The organism is Bradyrhizobium sp. AUGA SZCCT0158, assembly GCF_018130065.1.
In the GTDB taxonomy this organism is placed as follows: Bacteria; Pseudomonadota; Alphaproteobacteria; order Rhizobiales; family Xanthobacteraceae; genus Bradyrhizobium.
This window is the reverse complement of record NZ_JAFCME010000001.1, coordinates 123,012-141,919: the sequence shown is the minus strand read 5'-3', so window position 1 is coordinate 141,919 and position 18,908 is coordinate 123,012. Positions and strand designations below refer to the sequence as shown.

The 18,908-nt window shown below is 62.0% G+C and carries 14 protein-coding genes and 3 pseudogenes; 8 read left to right on the top strand and 9 right to left on the bottom strand.

All coding sequences use genetic code 11. The features are described from left to right. Positions 1-6: 6 nt before the first annotated feature. Genes JQ574_RS00690 through JQ574_RS00665 form a run of 6 tightly spaced genes read right to left on the bottom strand, consistent with a single transcriptional unit; the run spans position 7 to position 6,825 of the window. Positions 7-1,053, bottom strand: coding sequence for a branched-chain amino acid ABC transporter permease (locus tag JQ574_RS00690; RefSeq protein ID WP_212208338.1), 1,047 nt, complete (start codon positions 1,051-1,053; stop codon positions 7-9). Between the two features lies 1 nt (position 1,054). Then, positions 1,055-1,927 (bottom strand): branched-chain amino acid ABC transporter permease, encoded by an 873-nt coding sequence (locus JQ574_RS00685; RefSeq protein ID WP_212208339.1) that lies wholly within the window; start codon positions 1,925-1,927, stop codon positions 1,055-1,057. Further along, complete coding sequence (locus tag JQ574_RS00680) at positions 1,927-3,861, bottom strand: long-chain fatty acid--CoA ligase (protein WP_212208340.1); 1,935 nt, start codon at positions 3,859-3,861, stop codon at positions 1,927-1,929. The genes JQ574_RS00685 and JQ574_RS00680 overlap by 1 nt, the downstream gene beginning before the upstream one ends. Next, a complete protein-coding gene (locus tag JQ574_RS00675) occupies positions 3,861-4,655 on the bottom strand; it encodes an ABC transporter ATP-binding protein (RefSeq protein WP_212208341.1) in 795 nt (264 codons plus the stop codon). The genes JQ574_RS00680 and JQ574_RS00675 overlap by 1 nt, the downstream gene beginning before the upstream one ends. Continuing rightward, a complete protein-coding gene (locus JQ574_RS00670) occupies positions 4,652-5,506 on the bottom strand; it encodes an ABC transporter ATP-binding protein (protein ID WP_249119001.1) in 855 nt (284 codons plus the stop codon). The genes JQ574_RS00675 and JQ574_RS00670 overlap by 4 nt, the downstream gene beginning before the upstream one ends. Positions 5,507-5,511: 5 nt before the next feature. Then, a complete protein-coding gene (locus tag JQ574_RS00665; RefSeq protein WP_212208342.1) occupies positions 5,512-6,825 on the bottom strand; it encodes an NAD(P)/FAD-dependent oxidoreductase in 1,314 nt (437 codons plus the stop codon). Between the two features lie 234 nt (positions 6,826-7,059). On the opposite strand from JQ574_RS00665, the gene JQ574_RS00660 reads away from it, so the two are divergent. Next, positions 7,060-7,695, top strand: coding sequence for a TetR/AcrR family transcriptional regulator (locus tag JQ574_RS00660; protein ID WP_212208343.1), 636 nt, complete (start codon positions 7,060-7,062; stop codon positions 7,693-7,695). 270 nt (positions 7,696-7,965) lie between these two features. Here JQ574_RS00660 and JQ574_RS00655 read toward each other — a convergent pair. Beyond that, positions 7,966-8,169 (bottom strand): annotated as a pseudogene (locus JQ574_RS00655) (YciI family protein); the annotation flags it as partial. Here JQ574_RS00655 and JQ574_RS00650 point away from each other — a divergent pair. Both JQ574_RS00650 and JQ574_RS00645 read left to right on the top strand, forming a co-directional pair. Further along, a pseudogene (locus JQ574_RS00650) lies at positions 8,167-8,916 on the top strand (FGGY-family carbohydrate kinase); the annotation flags it as partial. The pseudogenes JQ574_RS00655 and JQ574_RS00650 overlap by 3 nt on opposite strands. 3 nt (positions 8,917-8,919) lie before the next feature. Then, positions 8,920-9,260, top strand: a pseudogene (locus JQ574_RS00645) (PfkB family carbohydrate kinase); the annotation flags it as partial. A 3-nt stretch (positions 9,261-9,263) separates the two neighbouring features. On the opposite strand, the gene JQ574_RS00640 reads toward JQ574_RS00645, so the two are convergent. Then, positions 9,264-10,193: a response regulator transcription factor gene (locus JQ574_RS00640; RefSeq protein ID WP_212208347.1), complete on the bottom strand. Its 930-nt coding sequence runs from the start codon at positions 10,191-10,193 to the stop codon at positions 9,264-9,266. Further along, a complete protein-coding gene (locus JQ574_RS00635; protein ID WP_212208348.1) occupies positions 10,183-13,554 on the bottom strand; it encodes an ATP-binding protein in 3,372 nt (1,123 codons plus the stop codon). Before JQ574_RS00635 ends, JQ574_RS00640 begins: the two co-directional genes overlap by 11 nt. A gap of 198 nt (positions 13,555-13,752) precedes the next feature. On the opposite strand from JQ574_RS00635, the gene urtA reads away from it, so the two are divergent. From urtA to urtE, 5 genes are all read left to right on the top strand, one after another. Then, positions 13,753-15,012 carry an urea ABC transporter substrate-binding protein gene (gene urtA / locus JQ574_RS00630; RefSeq protein WP_212208349.1) on the top strand — a complete coding sequence of 420 codons (1,260 nt, stop codon included), beginning with the start codon at positions 13,753-13,755 and terminating at the stop codon, positions 15,010-15,012. A 137-nt stretch (positions 15,013-15,149) separates the two neighbouring features. Continuing rightward, a complete protein-coding gene (gene urtB, locus JQ574_RS00625; protein WP_212208350.1) occupies positions 15,150-16,076 on the top strand; it encodes an urea ABC transporter permease subunit UrtB in 927 nt (308 codons plus the stop codon). Between the two features lie 18 nt (positions 16,077-16,094). Further along, the gene (urtC, locus tag JQ574_RS00620) at positions 16,095-17,243 is read left to right on the top strand and encodes an urea ABC transporter permease subunit UrtC (RefSeq protein ID WP_212208351.1); all 1,149 of its coding nucleotides are present in this window, start codon (positions 16,095-16,097) and stop codon (positions 17,241-17,243) included. 124 nt (positions 17,244-17,367) lie between these two features. Next, on the top strand, positions 17,368-18,123 hold the full coding sequence (gene urtD / locus JQ574_RS00615) for an urea ABC transporter ATP-binding protein UrtD (RefSeq protein WP_212208352.1): 756 nt from the start codon (positions 17,368-17,370) through the stop codon (positions 18,121-18,123). Between the two features lie 70 nt (positions 18,124-18,193). Further along, complete coding sequence (urtE, locus tag JQ574_RS00610; RefSeq protein WP_212383161.1) at positions 18,194-18,883, top strand: urea ABC transporter ATP-binding subunit UrtE; 690 nt, start codon at positions 18,194-18,196, stop codon at positions 18,881-18,883. Positions 18,884-18,908 lie beyond the last annotated feature (25 nt).

The window sequence follows — 18,908 nt, the reverse complement described above, 5'->3', positions numbered from 1 at the left end:
TTCCGGTTAGTAACGCAGCGGCCAGTTCACCCACATCCGCCTGATGTCGTGCCAGGCGCCGACCAGGCCGCGCGGCTGGAAGCGCAGGAACAGGATGATGACGAGGCCGTAGAGCATGCTCTTGAGCTCCTGCGCGCCGGTCGTGAACATCGCGTCCATCTGGGCGCTGAACAGGCTGAACGCGAACCGCGTCGCTTCCGGCAACAGCACAATCAGGATGGTGCCGAGTACGGCGCCGAGCGCCGAGCCGAGCCCGCCGACGATCAGGATCGCCAGCGCCTCGATCGAGAGCAGGAACGGAAAGCCTTCGACGCTGACGAACGACAAATAGATGCCGTACAGCGCGCCCGAGAGGCCGGTGATGAAGGCCGAGGTGACGAAGGCGAACAGCTTGTAGGCGTGCAGATTGATGCCCATGACGCGGGCGGCGGTGTCGTTATCGCGGATCGCGACAAAGGCGCGGCCGACGCGGCTGCGGCGGATGTTGAGCGTGGCGAACAGTGTGAGAATTGCAAAGCCAAGGCAGAGATAGGTGAACGCGGCGTCGCTGTCGAAGCTGAGGCCAAAAATCTCCGGCCGTTGCACCGAAATGCCGCGGGCGCCGTTGGTCAGCCACCGCGCTTCCAGGATCACGGTGTTGATGATGAAGGAGAAGGCGAGGGTGGTGATCGCGAGATAGAGCCCCTTCAGCCGCAGTGACGGCGCGCCGACGATGAGGCTGGCGAGCGCCGGCACCACGCCGGCGCCGAGGAAACCGAGCAGTGGATGCATGTGATATTTGGAAACCAGGATTGCGTAAGCATAGGCGCCGGTGACGAGGAACCCGACATGGCCGAGCGAGATCAGGCCGGTATACCCGGTCAGGATGTTCAGCCCCAATGCGCCGACCACCGTGATCAGGATGATCATCAGGAACGACAGCGCATAGGAGTTCAGCACAAAGGGGGTGACGACCAGGCCTGCAACCAGTAGCGCCGACCACAGCCACACCGGCGGGGAGTCGACGAGGGTAACGAGTTCGTCGTAGGTCTGTTTGAAATCGCCGGTCCGCATCTCAAACCCTCTCGATGTCGCGTTCGCCGAAGATGCCGAACGGGCGGACCATCAGCACCACGATGATCATGGCAAAGCCCGCAACTTCCTTCATGCCGGAGCCGAGATAGCCGCCGGCGAGATTCTCGGTGATGCCGATCAGGAGGCCGCCGAGACCGGATCCAAGCACGGCGTCGAGACCGCCGAGGATAGTGGCCGGAAACGCCTTCAGCCCGAGTTGGAACATCGCCGGCGACAGGTCATAAGACAGCGCAAAGAACACGCCGCCGATTCCGGCGATGACGGACGAGGCGGCCCAGGCCAGCGCATGGACCCGGGTCGCGCTGATACCCATCAGGAGCGCGGTGCGGTCATCTGCGGCGACGGCGCGCATCGCGACGCCGATCTTGCTGTAGCGGAAAAACGCCCAGATTGCGGCGAGCAGCAGGAGGAGCGTGGCGATGACGGCAATCTGCCCGGTCCGCACGCCGATCGAGCCGATCCGCACGATTGTGCGTCCGAAACCGACATCCAGGCCATGCGGATACGCGTCCCAGATGAAGTTGATCGACGAGCGAAGGATCACGGCCAGGCCGATGGTCACCATGACGGTGGCAAAGACCGGTTCGCCCAGCATCGGCCGCATCACCACGCGCTCGATGACGAGGCCGAGCACGACGGCGGCAACGATCGCGCCGAGCGCCACGACAAACACATTGCCGCTGACCGTGGTCGAGATGGTCCAGGCGATATAGGCCGTGATCATGGTCATTTCGCCCTGCGCGAAATTGACCAAGCCGGTTGACTTGTAGATCACTGCAAAGCCCATCGCGATCAGGCCATAGATGGCGCCGATCGCCAGGCCGGATATCAGGAGCTGCATGAAGTACTGCATCAGACCTCCGCCTGGTAGATGATGGCGAGTTCGCGCGCGAACTTTTTCTCGATCATGGCGCGGCGCACCTTCTGCGTGGCGGTGAGTTCGCCGTCGTCATGATCGAGTTCTTTCTCCAGGATGGCGAAGCGGCGAATATTCTCGACGCGGGCGAAGCGCTTGTTGGTCTCGTTGACGATACGCTCGACTAGGTCATGCACCTCTGTCAGCTGCGACAGCGATTTGTAGTTGGTGTAGGCCAACGCCTTGTCGCGGGCCCAGCGGCCGACATTGTCGAAATCGACCTGGATGATGGCGCCGAGATATTTTTTGGCCTCGCCGACCACGATCGCTTCCTTGATGAACTCGCTGTCCTTCAGCGCGTTCTCGATCTCTGAAGGTGCGATGTTCTTGCCGCCGGCGGTGATGATGATTGCCTTCTTGCGGTCGACCACAGTGATTTCGCCATTGTCCATCACTTCGACGATATCACCGGTACGCAGCCAGCCGCTGGAATCGAGCGTTGCGGTGGAAGCCTTTTCGTCGAGGAAATAGCCCTTGAACACGCCGGGATTGCGCAACAGGATTTCGCCGTCGCTGTCGAGTTTCCATTCGGTGTGAAGCAAGGGCAGGCCGCAGCCGCCAAGCCGGTGATGGCTCCCGGTCTGGATGAAAGCGACGCCGCCGCTTTCGGTCAGTCCATAGCCCTGCGACACCGGGCGGCCGACGATGTCGAAGAAGCGTAGCGTCTCCGGCGAGATCGACGCGCCGGCGCACAGACGATGGCGGCTGCGGGCAAAGCCGAGATGGCGCTGGATGTTGCGGAACAGCAGGACGTAAAGCAGCGCATAGCTGAGGCGATCGAGCCATGTAGTGGTCCCGGCCTGCCGGCGGTCCGACAGTTTGCGACCCCAAGCCAGGCAGGCTTTGACAAAGCGCTGGCGCAGCCGGCCGCTCTCGCCGAGCCGGAACAGAAAGCCCTGCTGCAGCTTTTCGTAAATGCGGGGAACGCCCACAAAGAACGTCGGCGCGATCTCGCGGATATTGAGTGCGACGGTGTCGATCGATTCCGCAAAGCTGACGGCGCCGCCGAGCACCAGATGTGTCACCTCGCCATAGCAACGCTCGGCCACATGGCACAGCGGTAGGTAGCTCACCGCCTCGAACGGCTTGTCTGATATCCCGACGGCTTCGGCGTAGATGTAGGCGGCATAGACCAGATTGCGGTGCGTCAGCATCGCGCCCTTGGGCGGGCCTGTCGTGCCCGACGTATAGACCAGGATGGAGACGTCGTCGGGCGAGGCCTGCGAAATCAGGCGATCGAGCACCGCATTGGCGTCGGAGTTTTCCAGCGCATAAGCCCGGCCGCGCTGGCACAGGGCTTCGAACGACATCAGCTGCGATTGCCGGTATTGCCGGAGGCCCTTCATGTCAACACAAACCACGGCTTCGAGCGCCGGCAGGCCGTCATTGTTGGCCAGCGCGTCCAGCACCTTGTCGGTCTGTTCCTGATCACCCGTAATGACCACCCGCGCACCTGAGTGACGGACGATGTATTGCAGCTCGACCCACGGATTGGTCGGATAGATTCCGACCGCGACCGCGCCGATCATCTGGACGCCGAGATCGGCGTAAAACCATTCCGGCGTGTTCTCGCCGGCGATCGCGACGCGGTCGCCCGGCTTGATCCCGAGCGCGAGCAGCCCGAGGGCCACCGAACGCGCGGTCTCGTAATAATGGTTCCAGGAATAGGGATTCCAGATGCCGTATTCCTTTTCGCGCAGCGCGAGCTGGGCGCCATGCATCGCGGCGCGCTGGCGCAGCAATTGCGGAATGGTGATCGAGGCGGACTTCAGCGCAGTCCGCAACGAGCCGGCGTCGTGCGCGGACGACGTTCGCGCTGCATCTGATGGCGTCGCGGAGTGCTCGGTTCGCAGGGTTTCGATCACAGACATCACGCGCCCGCCTGTGCTGCGGCTTCCGCGCGATGCCCGCCGAGATAGGCCTCGGTCACCGCCGGATCGCGCCGCACTTCGGCGGGCGTACCTTCGGCGATCTTGCGTCCGAAATTCAGCACATGCACCCGGTCGGAAATATCCATCACGATCCGCATCTCGTGCTCGATCATCAACACGGTGATGCCGAGATCGTCGCGGATATCGAGCACAAAGCGCGCGATGTCCTCGGTCTCCTCCTGGTTCATGCCCGAGACCATTTCGTCGAGCAGCAGCAGTTTCGGCTCGCAGGCCAGCGCCCGCGCCAGTTCGACACGTTTCTGCTGGCCGTAGGACAGCGTGCCGACAATGGCGTCGCGGATGTGCTCGATTTCGAGGAATTCAACGATGTGCTCGACCCGCTGCCGAGCTTCGATCTCCTCGCGCCGGGTGCGGCCGAGGAAGAACACGGCATCGAGCACGTTGGAGCGCAGATGGGTGTGACGGCCGGTCAGGATGTTCTCGACCACGGTGCCGTGCTTGAACAGCGCAAGGTTCTGAAAGGTGCGGCCGATCCCGATCGCGGCGAAGCGCGACGGCGAGACGGTCGCAAGATCGACGCCGTCGAACAGGATGTGGCCGCCGCTCGGCCGCAGCACGCCGGAGATCATGTTGAACAGCGTGGTCTTGCCGGCACCGTTCGGGCCGATCACGCTGCAGATTTCGCCTGATGTCACGTCGAGACTGACATCGGCAACCGCTTGCAGACCGCCAAAACGCTTGCTGAGGTTTTTGACACTGAGCAGGGAGGTCACGACAGCCACCGTTTGCGCCGCTTGTAATGCTTGACGTCGCGGAGGCTCTTGCGCCCCGAATTGGAGACGCCGAGATAGAACTCCTGCACGTCCTCGTTCGACGCCAGCTTCTGCGCCGTGCCGTCGAGCACGACGCGGCCAGTCTCCAGGATATAGGCGTAGTCGGCGATATCGAGCGCGCGCTGCGCGTTCTGCTCGACCAGCAGCACTGTCATCTTCATCTCGTCGCGCAGTTTGGCGATCACCTCATAGATGCGGTCGATGATCAGCGGCGCCAGCCCAAGCGAGGGCTCATCGAGCGCGAGCAGCACGGGATCGGTCATCAAGGCGCGGCCGATCGCCAGCATCTGCTGCTCGCCGCCGGACATGTAGCCCGCGATCTGGTCGCGCCGTTCGTACAGGCGCGGGAACAGCGCGAACACGTTCTCGCGCCGCTCGCGTGCTTCGGCTGTCGTCCTGGTGTAGCCGCCCATCTGCAGGTTTTCGTCGATGGTCAACGCCGGAAACACCCGGCGACCCTCCGGTACCTGAACGATGCCGCGTCGGACAAGTTCATCGGGCGGCAGACGATGCACTTCCTCGCTACGGAATCGGATGGCGCCGTTCTCGATCACGCCTTCCTCGGTGTAGAGGATCCCCGACATCGCCTTCAGCAAGGTCGACTTGCCGGCGCCATTGGAGCCGAGCAGGGCGACGATGCCGCCTTCGGGAACGGCAATGCTGGCGTCGCGGATCGCCTCGATGGCGTTGTCGTAGACGATGCGGACGTTGCGGAATTCGAGCAGACATGATGGATCGGGTGCTGCGTGAACGCCCCCAAGATCAACTTTTTCCGGACTCGTCGTTGGCATCGCGCTCACATCCGACTCGATTGTGGCAGGCGCGGCCGTTGCGCCAGGATCGCATCGGTGACGATTTTTGCGGTCTCGGCGCAGGCTTGCGTGCCGCCATTGCCATATTGCTTGACGGCGTCGCCGACGCACCACAGGCCGTCAATGCCGGTCTCGCGCGGCAGATCGTATCCGGCGCAGCTGCGCTGGGCCGGCCAATCGTCGCGCATGACGCGGATCGAAAGGATTTTGGCCTGCGCAAAATTCGGGAATTGCTCGCGCAAATCCATCAGCGCCAGCTCGACTTCGGCCTCGGAATCGAAATCACCGAGCGCCGGGATTGGCACGGCGTAGGCGACGTAGAGATGCCAGCCGGAAGGCGCGAGTTCGGGGCAGGTCGCGGTGAGATTGGCCATGTTGCAGAGACGACGGGTCTTGCCGAAGGTCACGATACCGGGATGGGAGATCAGCGGCTCCTGGCTTGCGATATTGATGACGATATTGGCGGCGGGCCTTAAGCCGCTGCGCACCTGCTGGACATAGGCGGGCGGGAAGGCGGCCTCGCCACCGAGCGCCACGGTGGCCTTGGGGCCGGCATTGCTGATGACGAGATCGGTCTCGATCCGCACCCTTTGACCGCCGCGAACAACCGTGACGCCTTCAACGCGGCCGTCGGCCGTATGGATCTGCACCGCCGGGGTCGACAGCCAGATATCGCCATTGCGCTTGATCGCAGTTCCGAGTGCGTTCCAGACGCCGATCGTGCCCTGCGGGCAGAAGCCAAAGCGCTTGAAAGCGCCCTTGCTGGTGAAATAGGTCAGGAAGGAGCGCGCTGGCAGTTCGGCTGCATTGCAGGCGAAGATCGCCGCGCAAAGATTGCGAAAGATCGCGTGCACCGAGGCGTTGCTGGTGTAGGTCTTGAGCCAGTCCTCGGTCGATTGGCGACCGTCCGGAAGGTTGCCGGAGCGGGCGTCGGCGAATTTCTCCAGAATGCGCGAGGCCTGTTTTGTCAATTGCCCCAGCAGCAGCGACCAGCCGCCGCGTCCGACATCGATCAGCTTGCCGTCGATGAAGAAGGAACTGGCGGGCTCGGGGGTGCGGATATCGAGTGGCGCACCGACGGTATTAAAGGTCTCCTCGAATACCCCGCCGAGTTCGAGGGCAATAGCGCCAATATTGACTGTGAAGCCGTCGATCTGTTCGGTCGAAGCCCGCCCGCCGATCCGATCCTTGTCATCGACGACGATTGTATGAAGCCCGGCATGGGAAAGGCGAGCCGCGGCGCAAAGCCCGCCGGCACCAGCCCCGATCACGACAGCATTCGCCCGAACGACCGTCATTCCACCTCCCAAAACCACTGCACGGTTTGATCCGGGCTGTCCTTGATTTGGATCATTCTATTATAATCCGACTGGCCGTTCAAATAATTTTTTGCGATAAGGGGGATGTGGTCGATCGGCCGCAGGCCCTTGCAGGCCCGGCCGATGCATCGAGATGTGAAAAAGGGCTGCTGAATCAGCTAAGCATGTCCTTGGGAATACGAGCTAAAGCTGAATGGAAGCGGACAATATCCGATGGCGCGAACACGCTCTGAGAACTACAACGGCATCCATCTCGGCATTTTAACCAATGCCGCCCGGCTGTTTTCGGCGCAGGGCTATATGCGCGCCTCGATCGCCGACCTTGCCGATGCCTGCAAGCTGTCGCGCGGCGCGCTCTATCATTATTTCGACTCCAAGGAAGCGATCCTATTCGCGATCCTGGACGCGCATATCCGGGAAATGATCCAGCATGTCGAAACCGCCGTTGCCGCCGGCGGTCCGACGCTGACGCAGTTTCAAAACGTCATTCGCGCCATCGTCGAGGTCAACGCCAAATCGCCGCATGAGCAGCGCGTACTGATTCACGATCTCTCGTTCCTGAACGAGGACGAACAGCAGGCCATCAAGGATCTCGAGCGGCAGCTGGTCGATATCGTCACCGATCTGCTGGTCAGGCTCGACGCCGAGGGGAGGATCGTCAGGCGCACCAAGAAGATCTACACGATGATCCTGTTCGGCATCATCAACTACACCTACACCTGGTACGACCCCAAGGGTGGGATCGGTCCGCAGGAGTTCGCTGATATGGCGGTCGAATTGTTCCTGCACGGGTTCGTGCCGGGAGGGGCTGGGAAGGCCGTCACGACGAACCGGCGAGAGAAAGCGTAGCTTTGGGCGCGGTAGCCGGTGGGTTGTATACACGACGGATGAACGACTATTCCTGGTTCGAAGCGACCGTTGATCGGTATGCGATGCGTTCGACAACTCGCCGCAGGACGGCAAAAACGGCGTAGCCAAAGTCCGCCTTGCGTTTCGCTGTGCAGGCGTCCTCAAATTCGGGTAAACGGTCGGGCCAAGGTCGTGCAGGTGGACAAAGGAGGATTGCCGGCACTTTCCCAGCCAACACCAGCTGCATCGTCCAGTTCGATCCGCTCGCGCTCAACCCTGGCGACGACTGAATCCGGTGATCGACACCTTCTCCCAGATGCTCGCCGCGGCAAAGGGATCGGCGCCGTTGAAGGCTTCGACTTCGGCGTGGCTCGGCGCCTCGATCAGGAACAGGCTCCCGATCATGGTCTGACCATCGTCGGAAACGAGCGGGCCGGACATCACGATCTTGACGCCGTAGCGTGAGGTGTCCCCTATTATTCGGGGATGGTGCCGGACTTCTGGCTCAACGAGGGCGGACAGTCCGCTGTAGGAGCGGCGATCGATCAACTCGTCAAGTCGCATCCTGCCCATGGCGAGGCCATTGCAGCGGCGCGTGCGGTCGGCATGGAGATCCCGGAATTTCTCGAACGGCGCGTCGTCTCGCGCGTGGCAAGCTTGGGCGAGGCGGCAATGTTCGCCCGTGACATCCACGTTCTGCCCGAATTTCTCTGCAACCGGTCACCCTTCGCCGATCCTTATTCCCGCGCGGTCGTTGCCGGGATGGATCTCGACGCCGATATTGGTTCGATGGAGCGGCTGTTCGTGGCTGGGCTCTGCGGCCTTGCCTATGGCTTGGCGGATGTGGTCGATGCTTTTCGGGCGCTCGGCGTCGACAGCGACATGATGGTGATCAGCGGCGGCGCGGGACGAAGCCCGCTGGTCCGCCAGATCATGGCGGATACGACGGGCCTGGCCGTTGCCGTGCCGGAAACACCGGAGCCCGTCCTGCTGGGTGCGGCCATGCTGGGCGCGGTGGCGGCCAAATCCCGCGGATCGATCGGTGAGGCCATGGCCGCGATGTCGGCGATCGGCCGGCTGAGCGAGCCGACCGCGTCCGAAATGACGGACTTCCATCGCAGCAAGCGAAAGGTTCATGGACTAATGCGAACCTTCGATCGGGAGAGCCGCGCGACCATGCAGGGGACGTCATCGATCGCCGGGTTTGAAACGAAAAGCTGAGCCATGCTGCTGACTTGCGGAGGTGCGTTGGTTGATTTCCTTCCCGTCACATCCACTGACGGACGCGATGCGAGCGTTCCGGTTGCCGGTGGCTCCTGTCTCAACACCGCCGGCATGGCTCGCCTCGGCGCGCCGGCGGGGTTCGTGGGCGGCATTTCGACCGATCTTTTCGGACGCATCATTGCCGACCACGCGCTTGGTTCCGGGGTTGACCTTCGCTATGCGTCGCGCAGCGAGAATCAGACGACGCTTGCGTTCGTCCGTCACGTGGGGGCGAGCCGCAATATGCGTTCTATGACGAGGCGACGGCGTCCCGACACTGGACCTATCGGCAGGGCTCCATCCTCTCACTGCTTCAGATTTCCGGTCCTAACCGCGATCGCCGCGGCAGCAGTGCGGTTCTCGACGCCGAGCTTCGAATAAATCTGCTCTAGATGCTTGTCGACGGTGCGGGGTGAGAGGCCCAGGATCTGCGCGATGTCGCGATTGGTCTTGCCCTTGGAGAGCCATGACAGCACCTCGCCTTCGCGCGTGGTGAGGCCCAGCTCTCGGGAAAATTCCGCCGGCGTGTCGGCCCCGGTATCCTTGGCGAGCCGCAGCAGGAATTCGTTCGGGCCGAGGTTGCCCATATATTGCAGCTTGAGCAGTTCGTTGCCGGGAAACGCCGGCATCACCGACGCCTTCGACCCGGCTTTGCCGCTCTGCACCTGTTCCAGCCATTGCGGCACCGGATCCGGCAACACGAAATCGTCGTCGGTGTCGGCGCGAAGCGTATCGGACAATAGCTTCTGCGCCTGCGGCGTCGCCCACATGATCTTGCCGGTGCTGTTCACCGCGAGCAGATAGCGGCCGGACACATCGAGCGCCGCCCGGGCGCTCTGGGTCATCCGCGCGTTGGCCAGGTGAACGCGAATTCGCGCCAGCATCTCCTCGATGGCGATCGGCTTTGTCACGTAGTCCACGCCGCCGGCCTCCAGGCCGCGGACGATGTGCTCGGTTTCAGCCAGGCCCGTCATGAAGATGATGGGAACGTTGACGAGGCCCGCATCGCGCTTCAGCCGTCTGCAGGTCTCAAAGCCGTCCATGCCCGGCATGACCGCGTCGAGCAGCACGATGTCAGGCGTGATCTGATCGACGATCCGCATCGCCGAGGCGCCGTCGAGCGCGACCATGACCGTCATGCCCGCGCCGTCGAGCGCGTCGGTGAGCAGCCGCAGGGTTTCCGGGGAATCGTCGACGACGAGGGCGACGTCGCGCTTTTTTTGCTCAATGATCATAGCTGTGCAGCGTCTTCAGGGTCGCCATATATTGATCGAGATCGAAGCGGTCGATCAGTGAACGCATTTGCGCGACGAAATCGGCATGTTCCGGATGATCGTTGCCGATCTCGTCGAGCTTGACCTGGATGGCGCGGATGTAACCCAATTGCCCGAGTCCAATGAGTTCCTCGACGTGCTTCACCGATGGCCGCGAACCGGTCTCGGGCTTCCAGTTCGGAACGGCGATCTGGTCGACCTCATATTCCCAGTCGAGCTTGAGTAGTTGGCGAATGGTTTCCAGCAGCCGCGGAATATCAATCGGCTTCATCAGATAGCCGTCGTGGAAGGGCTGCGCCAGCGGCGCGCCATGTGCCTCCAGCGCGCTCGCCGACACCATCAGGATGCGCGCTTGATGATGGCCGGTCTTGCGCAGGGTTTCCGCGACGGTCCAGCCGTCCATGCCGGCCATCGAGATGTCGAGCAGAAACAGATCGGGCCGGCAATGCTGCGCTAACTCCAGACAGCCGGGGCCATCGGGCGCGCTGAGCAGGATGAAGCCGAGCGGCGTCAAGACCTCGCGCAGGAGGTCGCGATGGGTTGGATCGTCGTCGGTGATCAGGATCGTTTTGCGCGGGCCGTGATAGCCGAAGATCGGCGCCCCGACCGGCGCAATCCGCGTCGGGTTGGTGACTTCCGAAAGCAGGATCTTCATGCGGAAGTTGCTGCCGGTCCCGACCGTGCTGGTGACCTTGATGTCGCCGCCCATGACGCCGGCAAGCAGCCGGCTGATGGTCAGGCCAAGACCGGTTCCGGTCTGTGGCTGGGAGATGCCGAGCGCGCCGCGTTCGAACGGCGCGAAGATGCGTTCGAGGTCGTCGGCCCGTATGCCCGGGCCGGTGTCGATCACCTCGAACTCCGCCACCGGACTGCGGTAATGCACCACGAACAGCACGCTGCCGGCCTGCGTGAACTTGATGGCGTTCGCCAATAGATTGATCAGGATCTGGCGCAACCGCTTCTCGTCGGCAAAGACCACGACCGGCAGCACCGCCGGCCGCTTGAAAACAAAATCGATACCCTTGGCGGTGGCTTGCAGGCGGAACATCCCGACCAGCTGATCGAGGAAATCGCTCAACCGCACTTCGTCGCGCGACAGGTACAGCCGGCCGGCTTCGATCTTGGAGATGTCCAGAATACCGTCGATCAGCCCCGACAAATGATCGGCGCTGCGGCGGACCACGCGCACCTGATCGCGCGGTTTTGTGTTGAGGCTGGAGTCCTGTTCCAGCAACTGAGCATAGCCGCTGATGGCGTTGAGGGGCGAGCGCAGCTCGTGGCTCAACCCGACCACGTAGCGGCTCTTGGCCAGATTGGCGGATTCGGCGACTTCCTTGGCACGCTGCAACTCGGCATCAGTACGCTTGTGCGCGTCGATTTCCTGAATCAGCAATGTGGTCTGCCGTCGGGTTTCCGCTTCCGCCGCGCGGCGGCTTTGCTGCGCCAGCACGAACAGCCAGGCCACCACGCCGATGATGATCGTGAGCGCGAAGAACACCTTCCAGAGCACATCGGATAGCTGGAGGTCGTCGAGGGGAATCGTGGCAGACGTCTGCAGGTAAATCAGCGCAAGCGTCAACCCGACCAGTCCTGCGGAAACCGCGAACACGCCGAGATAGTGCCCAACCTGGGAGTTGATCCGGGCATAGATCGGCTCGGGCAGCACCTTGCCCAGCGCCTCGGAGACCTGCGCCTGAATCCGCGCATGCGGTTTGCAGAGATCGTGGCAGCGCGCGTCCAGCGAACAGCACAGCGAGCAGATCGGGCCGGCATAGGCCGGGCAGGACGCCATGTCCTCGGGTTCGAACGAATGCTCGCAGATGCAGCACTGGATGGCTTCGAGGTTCTGCCAGCTCCGCTTCGGCTTGCGCGCGATGTAATACTTGCCGTCGGTCGCCCAGGCGATCAGCGGCGCGGTGACAAAGGCGACCGCTAGCGCGACGAAAGGCGACAGCGCCTTCGGCGTCGGCCCGAACAGGCCGTAGAACGTACTGATGGAAACGATGGTCGCGATCGTCATCGCGCCGACGCCGACCGGATTGATGTCGTAGAGATGCGCGCGCTTGAACTCGATGTGCTGCGGACGCAAGCCGAGCGGCTTGTTGACGACGAGATCAGCGACCAGCGCGCCGACCCAGGCGATGGCGACGTTGGAATAAAGCGCCAGCGTCTGCTCCAGCGCCTTGTAGACGCCGATTTCCATCAGCAGCAGCGCGACCAGCACGTTGAAGACGAGCCAGACCACGCGGCCGGGATGGCTGTGGGTCAGCCGCGAGAAGAAATTCGACCAGGCGATCGAGCCGGCATAGGCGTTGGTGACGTTGATCTTGATCTGCGAGAGAATGACGAAGGTGCCGGTCAGCGCGAGCACCAGATCGGGCTGCGACAGCACATAACGGAACCCCTCGAGATACATATGCGCGGGCTCGGCGGCATGCTCGGTGGAAACGCCGTGGCTGAGCGCGAAATAGGCGAGGAACGAACCCAGCAGCAGTTTGAGCGCGCCGAAGATGATCCAGCCGGGGCCGGCGCTGAGCATCGCGATCCACCACGACGTCCGCGAGGTCCGACGGTCGCGCGGCAGAAACCGCAGGAAGTCGACCTGTTCGCCGATCTGCGCCACCAGCGAAAACACCACCGAGGCGGCGGTGCCGAACAACAGCAGATCGAGGTTCCCGGCGGCGTCGCCATGCTCGCCGGAGAATTTCCGCCACTCCGTGAACGACTGCGGGTTGGCGTAGGCGATCGCGACAAAGGGGAGGATGTGCAGGATGATCCAGATCGGCTGCGTCCACAGTTGGAAGCGGCTGATCAAAGTGATGCCGTACGTCACCAGGGGAATGATGACGACGGCGCTGATGAGATAGCCGATCGGGCGCGGGATGCCGAAGCACATCTCCAGTGCGCTGGCGAGAATGACCGCCTCGAGCGCGAAAAAGATGAAGGTGAAGGAGGCATAGATCAGCGATGTGATAGTCGATCCGATATAACCGAAACCGGCCCCGCGGGTCAGCAGGTCGATGTCGATGCCGCATTTGGCGGCGTGATAGGCAATCGGCAGTCCGCAAAGGAAGATGACGACGCTGACGACCAGAATGGCGGCGACCGCATTGGTGACGCCGTAGTTCAGCGTAATGGTGCCGCCGATTGCTTCCAGCGCGAGGAAGGAGATGGCGCCGAGTGCCGTGTTGGCGACGCGGGCGGCGGACCATCGCCGCGCGCTCTTGGCGGTGAATCGCAGCGCGTAGTCTTCCAGCGTCTGGTTGGCAACCCACTGATTATATTGGCGTCTGACGCGGTCAATCCGCTGCCGCCCTGCCACTTTGTTGCTCCTGACCGCTGACGACCGAGCCTTCGGGGCTCATCAATCGTCTGCAAATTGCGTACCGCAAACTCCGTACCAAAACCTACGTCGCTATTTTGCGGTGCAGTATACGCAATCTTGCGTATCTGTGCAGTGCACAAAATTGAGCATCCTTGCCTCACCAACAAGTGCGTTCTCGAACAAAATGGGGTGCTGATGTCAGACGAAATCAAACGGGGCCTGCAGTCCCCGCTGCGACGTAAACTGCTGATGGGAGCGGCAGCCTTGCCGGCGATGGCGCTGCTGCCGCGCTTAGCATTCGGCGCCGGGCCGCCGACTGCGGCGGTCAACACCACGGGATTGGCCGTTACCGACACCGAAGTGACGGTCGGCATCCTGCATTCCGCCACCGGCACGATGGCGATCTCCGAAACCGGTTCGATTCAGGCCGAAAAGCTCGCCATCGAGCAGATCAACGCCATGGGCGGTGTGCTTAGCCGCAAGATCAAGATCATCCAGGAAGACGGCGCCAGCGACTGGCCGACTTTTGCGGAGAAGGCCAAGAAGTTGCTGGTCAACGACAAGGTGGCCTCGATCATGGGCTGCTGGACCTCGGCGTCGCGCAAGGCGGTGCTGCCGGTGATGGAGCAGTACAATGGCATGCTCTATTACCCGACCTTCTATGAAGGGCTCGAGCAGTCCAAGAACGTGATCTACACCGGGCAGGAAGCGACCCAGCAAATTCTCGCCGGCATCGACTGGATCACCAAGGAGAAGAATGCCAAATCGTTCTACTTCATCGGCTCCGACTACATCTGGCCGCGAACCTCGAACAAGATCGCGCGCAAGCACATCGAGAACTTCCTGAAGCTGAAGGTCGTCGGCGAGGAATACTTCCCGCTCGGCCACACTCAGTTCAACTCTGTCATCAACAAACTTAAGCTGACCAAGCCCGACGTGATCTTTACCGACGTCGTCGGCGGTTCGAACGTCGCGTTCTACAAGCAACTCAAGGCTGCCGGCATCGACCTGTCGAAGCAGACCCTTCTGACCATCTCGGTGACCGAGGACGAGATCGACGGCATCGGCGGCGAGAACATCGCCGGCGCCTACGCCTGCATGAAGTACTTCCAGTCGCTGAAGAACGAGAACAACGAAAAGTTCGTTGCCGCGTTCAAGAAGATGTGGGGCGACAAGACGGTCATCGGCGACGTGACGCAGGCTGCTTATCTCGGTCCGTGGCTGTGGAAAGCGACGGTCGAGAAGGCCGGTTCCTTCGACGTCGACAAGGTCGCGGCGGCTTCGCCCGGCATCGAGTTCAAGGGTGCGCCGGAAGGCTATGTCCGGATCCACGAAAACCACCATCTGTGGTCGAAGACCCGCGTCGGCAAGGCCAAGCTGGACGGACAGTTCGACATGGTGTTCGAGACCGCTGACCTGATCCAGCCGGATCCGTTCCCCAAGGGCTATCAATAAAGGCTCGCGGACACCTCCCGCGATTCCCCAAGAGTCTCTCTCACGAGTCTCCCTGGCGTGGACCGTCAATCCGCGCCCAACACCCCCGCGTCGCGAACCTGCTCGCGACGCGGGACTTCCCTGACGGAGAAGCATCGATGTTCGGCGACTACTCGATTGGCGATCTGGGCTCCATTTTCGTCATGCAGGGCTTTGCGGGCCTGATCCTGTTTTCCGTCTATGTGCTGATGGCGCTTGGGCTTGCCATCATCTTCGGCCAGATGGGCGTCATCAACATGGCCCATGGCGAGTTCATGATCCTCGGCGCCTACGTTACCTGGCTCACCTCCAGTGCCTTTCAGCACTACCTGCCGGCGCTGTTTCCCGGCTACTTCTTTCTCGCCATGGTGCTCGCTTTCATAGCCTCCGGCGCGCTCGGCATGCTGGTCGAATGGGGGCTGATACGCCACCTTTACAAGCGCCCGCTGGATACGCTGCTGGCGACCTGGGGCCTCAGCCTCATCCTGCAGCAGACCTATCGCTCGGTATTCGGCGCGCGCGAAGTCGGCGTCGAGCTGCCGCAGTGGATGCTCGGCTCCAAGCAGATCACCGACACCATCGAAGTCCCGATCAACGGCATCTTCGTCATGTGTCTTACCGTGATGATCACGGTCGCGGTGGCCTGGATCATGTACAAGTCGCGCTGGGGGCGCCAGGTCCGCGCCGTCGTGCAGAACCGCATCATGGCCGGCGCGGTCGGCATCAACACCGAGAAGGTCGACCGCTACACCTTCGGTCTCGGTTGCGGCATCGCCGGCGTCGCCGGCAGCGCCTTTACCATGATCGGCTCGACTGGGCCGACCTCCGGCCAGCTCTACATCGTCGATACCTTCCTCGTGGTCGTGTTCGGCGGCGCCGCCAGCCTGATCGGCACCATCGCATCGGCCTTCTCGATCTCGCAGACGCAGTCGACGCTCGAATTCTTCATGTCGGGGTCGATGGCGAAGGTGCTGACGCTGCTCGCCATTGTCGGAATTCTGATGCTGCGGCCGCAGGGGTTGTTCGCCCTCAAGGTCCGCAAATAACAAAAAGCAGGCACGGTTATGATCATCAACTCACGCTTTTTCAATCGATCCGAGCTCATCGGTTTCGTTGCTCTGGCCGCCCTGCTGTTCGTGATCCTGCCGCTGTCGCTGGATGTGTTTCGCCTCAACCTGGTCGCCAAATACCTGACCTACGCCTTCGTCGGGATCGGGCTGGTGCTCTGCTGGGGCTATGGCGGCATTCTGAGCCTGGGGCAGGGGGTGTTCTTCGGCCTCGGCGGCTACTGCATGGCGATGTTCCTCAAGCTGGAAGCCTCCAGCGTCGAAAACACCAAGATCCAGTCCACCCCCGGCATTCCCGATTTCATGGACTGGAATCAGATCACCTCGCTGCCCCTGTTCTGGCAGCCGTTCCACAGTCTCACCCTTACCATTCTCGCCATCATCCTGGTGCCCGGCCTGTTCGCCCTGATCATCGGCACCGCGATGTTCAAGCGCCGCGTCGGCGGTACCTATTTCGCGATCATCACGCAAGCCGTTGCAGCCATCCTGACCATTCTGATCGTCGGGCAGCAGGGCTATACCGGCGGCATCAACGGCATGACCGATCTGCGTACCCTGAAGGGATGGGACATCCGGCCGGATCATGCCAAGGTCATGCTCTACTTCTTCGAAGTGTTCCTGCTGTTCGGCTGCATCCTGCTCGCGCAGTTCATCCGTCTGACCAAGCTCGGTCGCATCCTGGTAGCGATGCGCGAACAGGAAGACCGCGTCCGCTTCTCCGGCTACAGCGTCGCCAACTTCAAGATCTTTGCCTTCTGCATGGCGGCGATCTTCGCCGCGATCGGCGGCGCCATGTTCGCGCTCAATGTCGGTTTCATGTCGCCGTCCTTTGTCGGCATCGTACCGTCGATCGAGATGGTGATCTACACGGCGGTCGGCGGACGGATGTCGATCTTCGGCGCGGTGTGGGGTTCGCTGCTGGTGAACGTCGCCAAGACCGGCCTTTCGGAATCATTCCCGCAACTCTGGCTGTTCGGCCTCGGCGGACTGTTCATCGCGGTGGTGCTGGCGTTCCCGAACGGCCTGTCCGGGATCTGGGCGGACTACGTTCAGCCTCGCATCGATCGGCTGCTGACGTGGCGCAAGCCAAAACCCGCCAAGGCATGGACCGACGGTTCGGTCGCCGACGGCGCCCCGGCGGAATGAGGAAATCATCATGCTTATCGGTCATCCCGGTTGCCGATGCCGCACTGGCAGAATGAGGAACTAGGTCATGCTCATCGGTCACCCCGGTTGCCGATGCCACATTGGCGGAATGAGGAGATAGATCATGCTCATCGGTCACCAGCCTAAGGAATTCCTGCTCGCGGTCGAGGCGCTGACGGTGTCCTTTGACGGCTTCAAGGCGGTCAACGATCTCTCCTTCTATGTCGAGGAGAACGAGATCCGGGTCATCATCGGCCCCAACGGCGCAGGCAAGACCACGGTGCTCGATCTGATCTGCGGCAAGACCAAGGCGACGTCGGGTTCGATCCAGTTTCGTGGTCAGGAACTGACCCGGATGAAGGAGAACCAGATCGTGCAGACCGGCGTCGGCCGCAAGTTCCAGACGCCGTCGGTATTCGTCGATCTCACGGTGTTCGAGAATCTGGAGATTTCCTACCCGCGCGGCCGCACCGTGTTCGGCTCGCTCGCTTTCCAGCGCGACGCCGCGGTGCGCGACCGCGTCGAGGAAGTTGCCGAGATGATCTTCCTGAAGGATCGCCTCGACACCTATGCCGATGAACTCAGCCACGGCCAGAAACAATGGCTCGAGATCGGCATGCTGCTGATCCAGGACCCGGACCTCTTGATGCTCGACGAGCCGGTAGCCGGCATGAGCGTCAGCGAGCGGGCCAAGACCGCCGAACTACTCAACCGCATCATCAAGGGTCGCTCGGTGCTGGTGATCGAGCACGACATGAAGTTCGTCGAGGATATCGCCCACAAGGTCACGGTGCTGCACCAGGGCCGGATCCTGTCGGAAGGCACCATGGAGCACGTCAAGAATGATCCGAAGGTCATCGAAGTCTATCTGGGCCATTAGCGCATGATCCCGGAAAGTGGCGTCCGGTTTCCGGACTAGATCAAGCGCAAGGAACAAGGAGCTCCTGTCGATGCTGGCAATTTCGGATCTGCATGTCGCCTACGGCCAGAGCGAGGTGCTGCACGGGCTCAACGTGTCGGTCGCTCCCAACGAAATCGTTGCGATCATGGGCCGCAACGGCATGGGCAAGACCACGCTGATGAAATCGCTGATGGGCATCCTGCCGGCCAAGAGCGGTTCGGTGACCATGCAAGGCACCGAGCTCAGCAAGCTGCACAGCTATGAACGCGTCGCCAGGGGTCTGGCTTACGTTCCGCAGGGCCGCATGATCTTCTCCACCATGACGGTAAAGGAGAACATCGAGACCGGTCTGGTCGTGTCCGGCGAGCGGAACGTGCCGGAAGATATCTACGAGCTGTTTCCGGTGCTGCTGGAAATGAAGGACCGCCGTGGCGGCAACCTCTCCGGCGGACAGCAGCAGCAACTCGCGATTGCCCGCGCGCTGGCGACCAAGCCGAAGGTGCTGCTGCTGGACGAGCCGACCGAAGGCATCCAGCCGTCGATCATCAAGGACATGGCGCGCACCTTAAAGCGCATCCGCGACGAGCGCGGCCTGTCAATCGTGGTCTCCGAACAGGTGCTGAGTTTTGCGCTTGATGTCGCCGACCGCGTGCTCGTCATCGAAAACGGCGAGATCGTCCGCGACGATCCGCGCGACGATGTCGATGCCGCGCAGATCTCGAAATATCTGTCCGTCTGAACCGTAGCCTGAAGTCTGTAGAAAA

Bases quoted from the DNA above. Each gene is read 5' to 3' on its own strand.
- JQ574_RS00665 (WP_212208342.1), bottom strand. From the start codon at position 6,825: ATGACGGTCGTTCGGGCGAATGCTGTCGTGATCGGGGCTGGTGCCGGC.
- JQ574_RS00690 (WP_212208338.1), bottom strand. From the start codon at position 1,053: ATGCGGACCGGCGATTTCAAACAGACCTACGACGAACTCGTTACCCTC.
- urtE (WP_212383161.1), top strand. From the start codon at position 18,194: ATGCTGGCAATTTCGGATCTGCATGTCGCCTACGGCCAGAGCGAGGTG.
- JQ574_RS00685 (WP_212208339.1), bottom strand. From the start codon at position 1,927: ATGCAGTACTTCATGCAGCTCCTGATATCCGGCCTGGCGATCGGCGCC.
- JQ574_RS00660 (WP_212208343.1), top strand. From the start codon at position 7,060: ATGGCGCGAACACGCTCTGAGAACTACAACGGCATCCATCTCGGCATT.
- urtC (WP_212208351.1), top strand. From the start codon at position 16,095: ATGATCATCAACTCACGCTTTTTCAATCGATCCGAGCTCATCGGTTTC.
- urtA (WP_212208349.1), top strand. From the start codon at position 13,753: ATGTCAGACGAAATCAAACGGGGCCTGCAGTCCCCGCTGCGACGTAAA.
- JQ574_RS00640 (WP_212208347.1), bottom strand. From the start codon at position 10,193: ATGATCATTGAGCAAAAAAAGCGCGACGTCGCCCTCGTCGTCGACGAT.
- JQ574_RS00670 (WP_249119001.1), bottom strand. From the start codon at position 5,506: ATGCCAACGACGAGTCCGGAAAAAGTTGATCTTGGGGGCGTTCACGCA.
- urtD (WP_212208352.1), top strand. From the start codon at position 17,368: ATGCTCATCGGTCACCAGCCTAAGGAATTCCTGCTCGCGGTCGAGGCG.
- JQ574_RS00680 (WP_212208340.1), bottom strand. From the start codon at position 3,861: ATGTCTGTGATCGAAACCCTGCGAACCGAGCACTCCGCGACGCCATCA.
- urtB (WP_212208350.1), top strand. From the start codon at position 15,150: ATGTTCGGCGACTACTCGATTGGCGATCTGGGCTCCATTTTCGTCATG.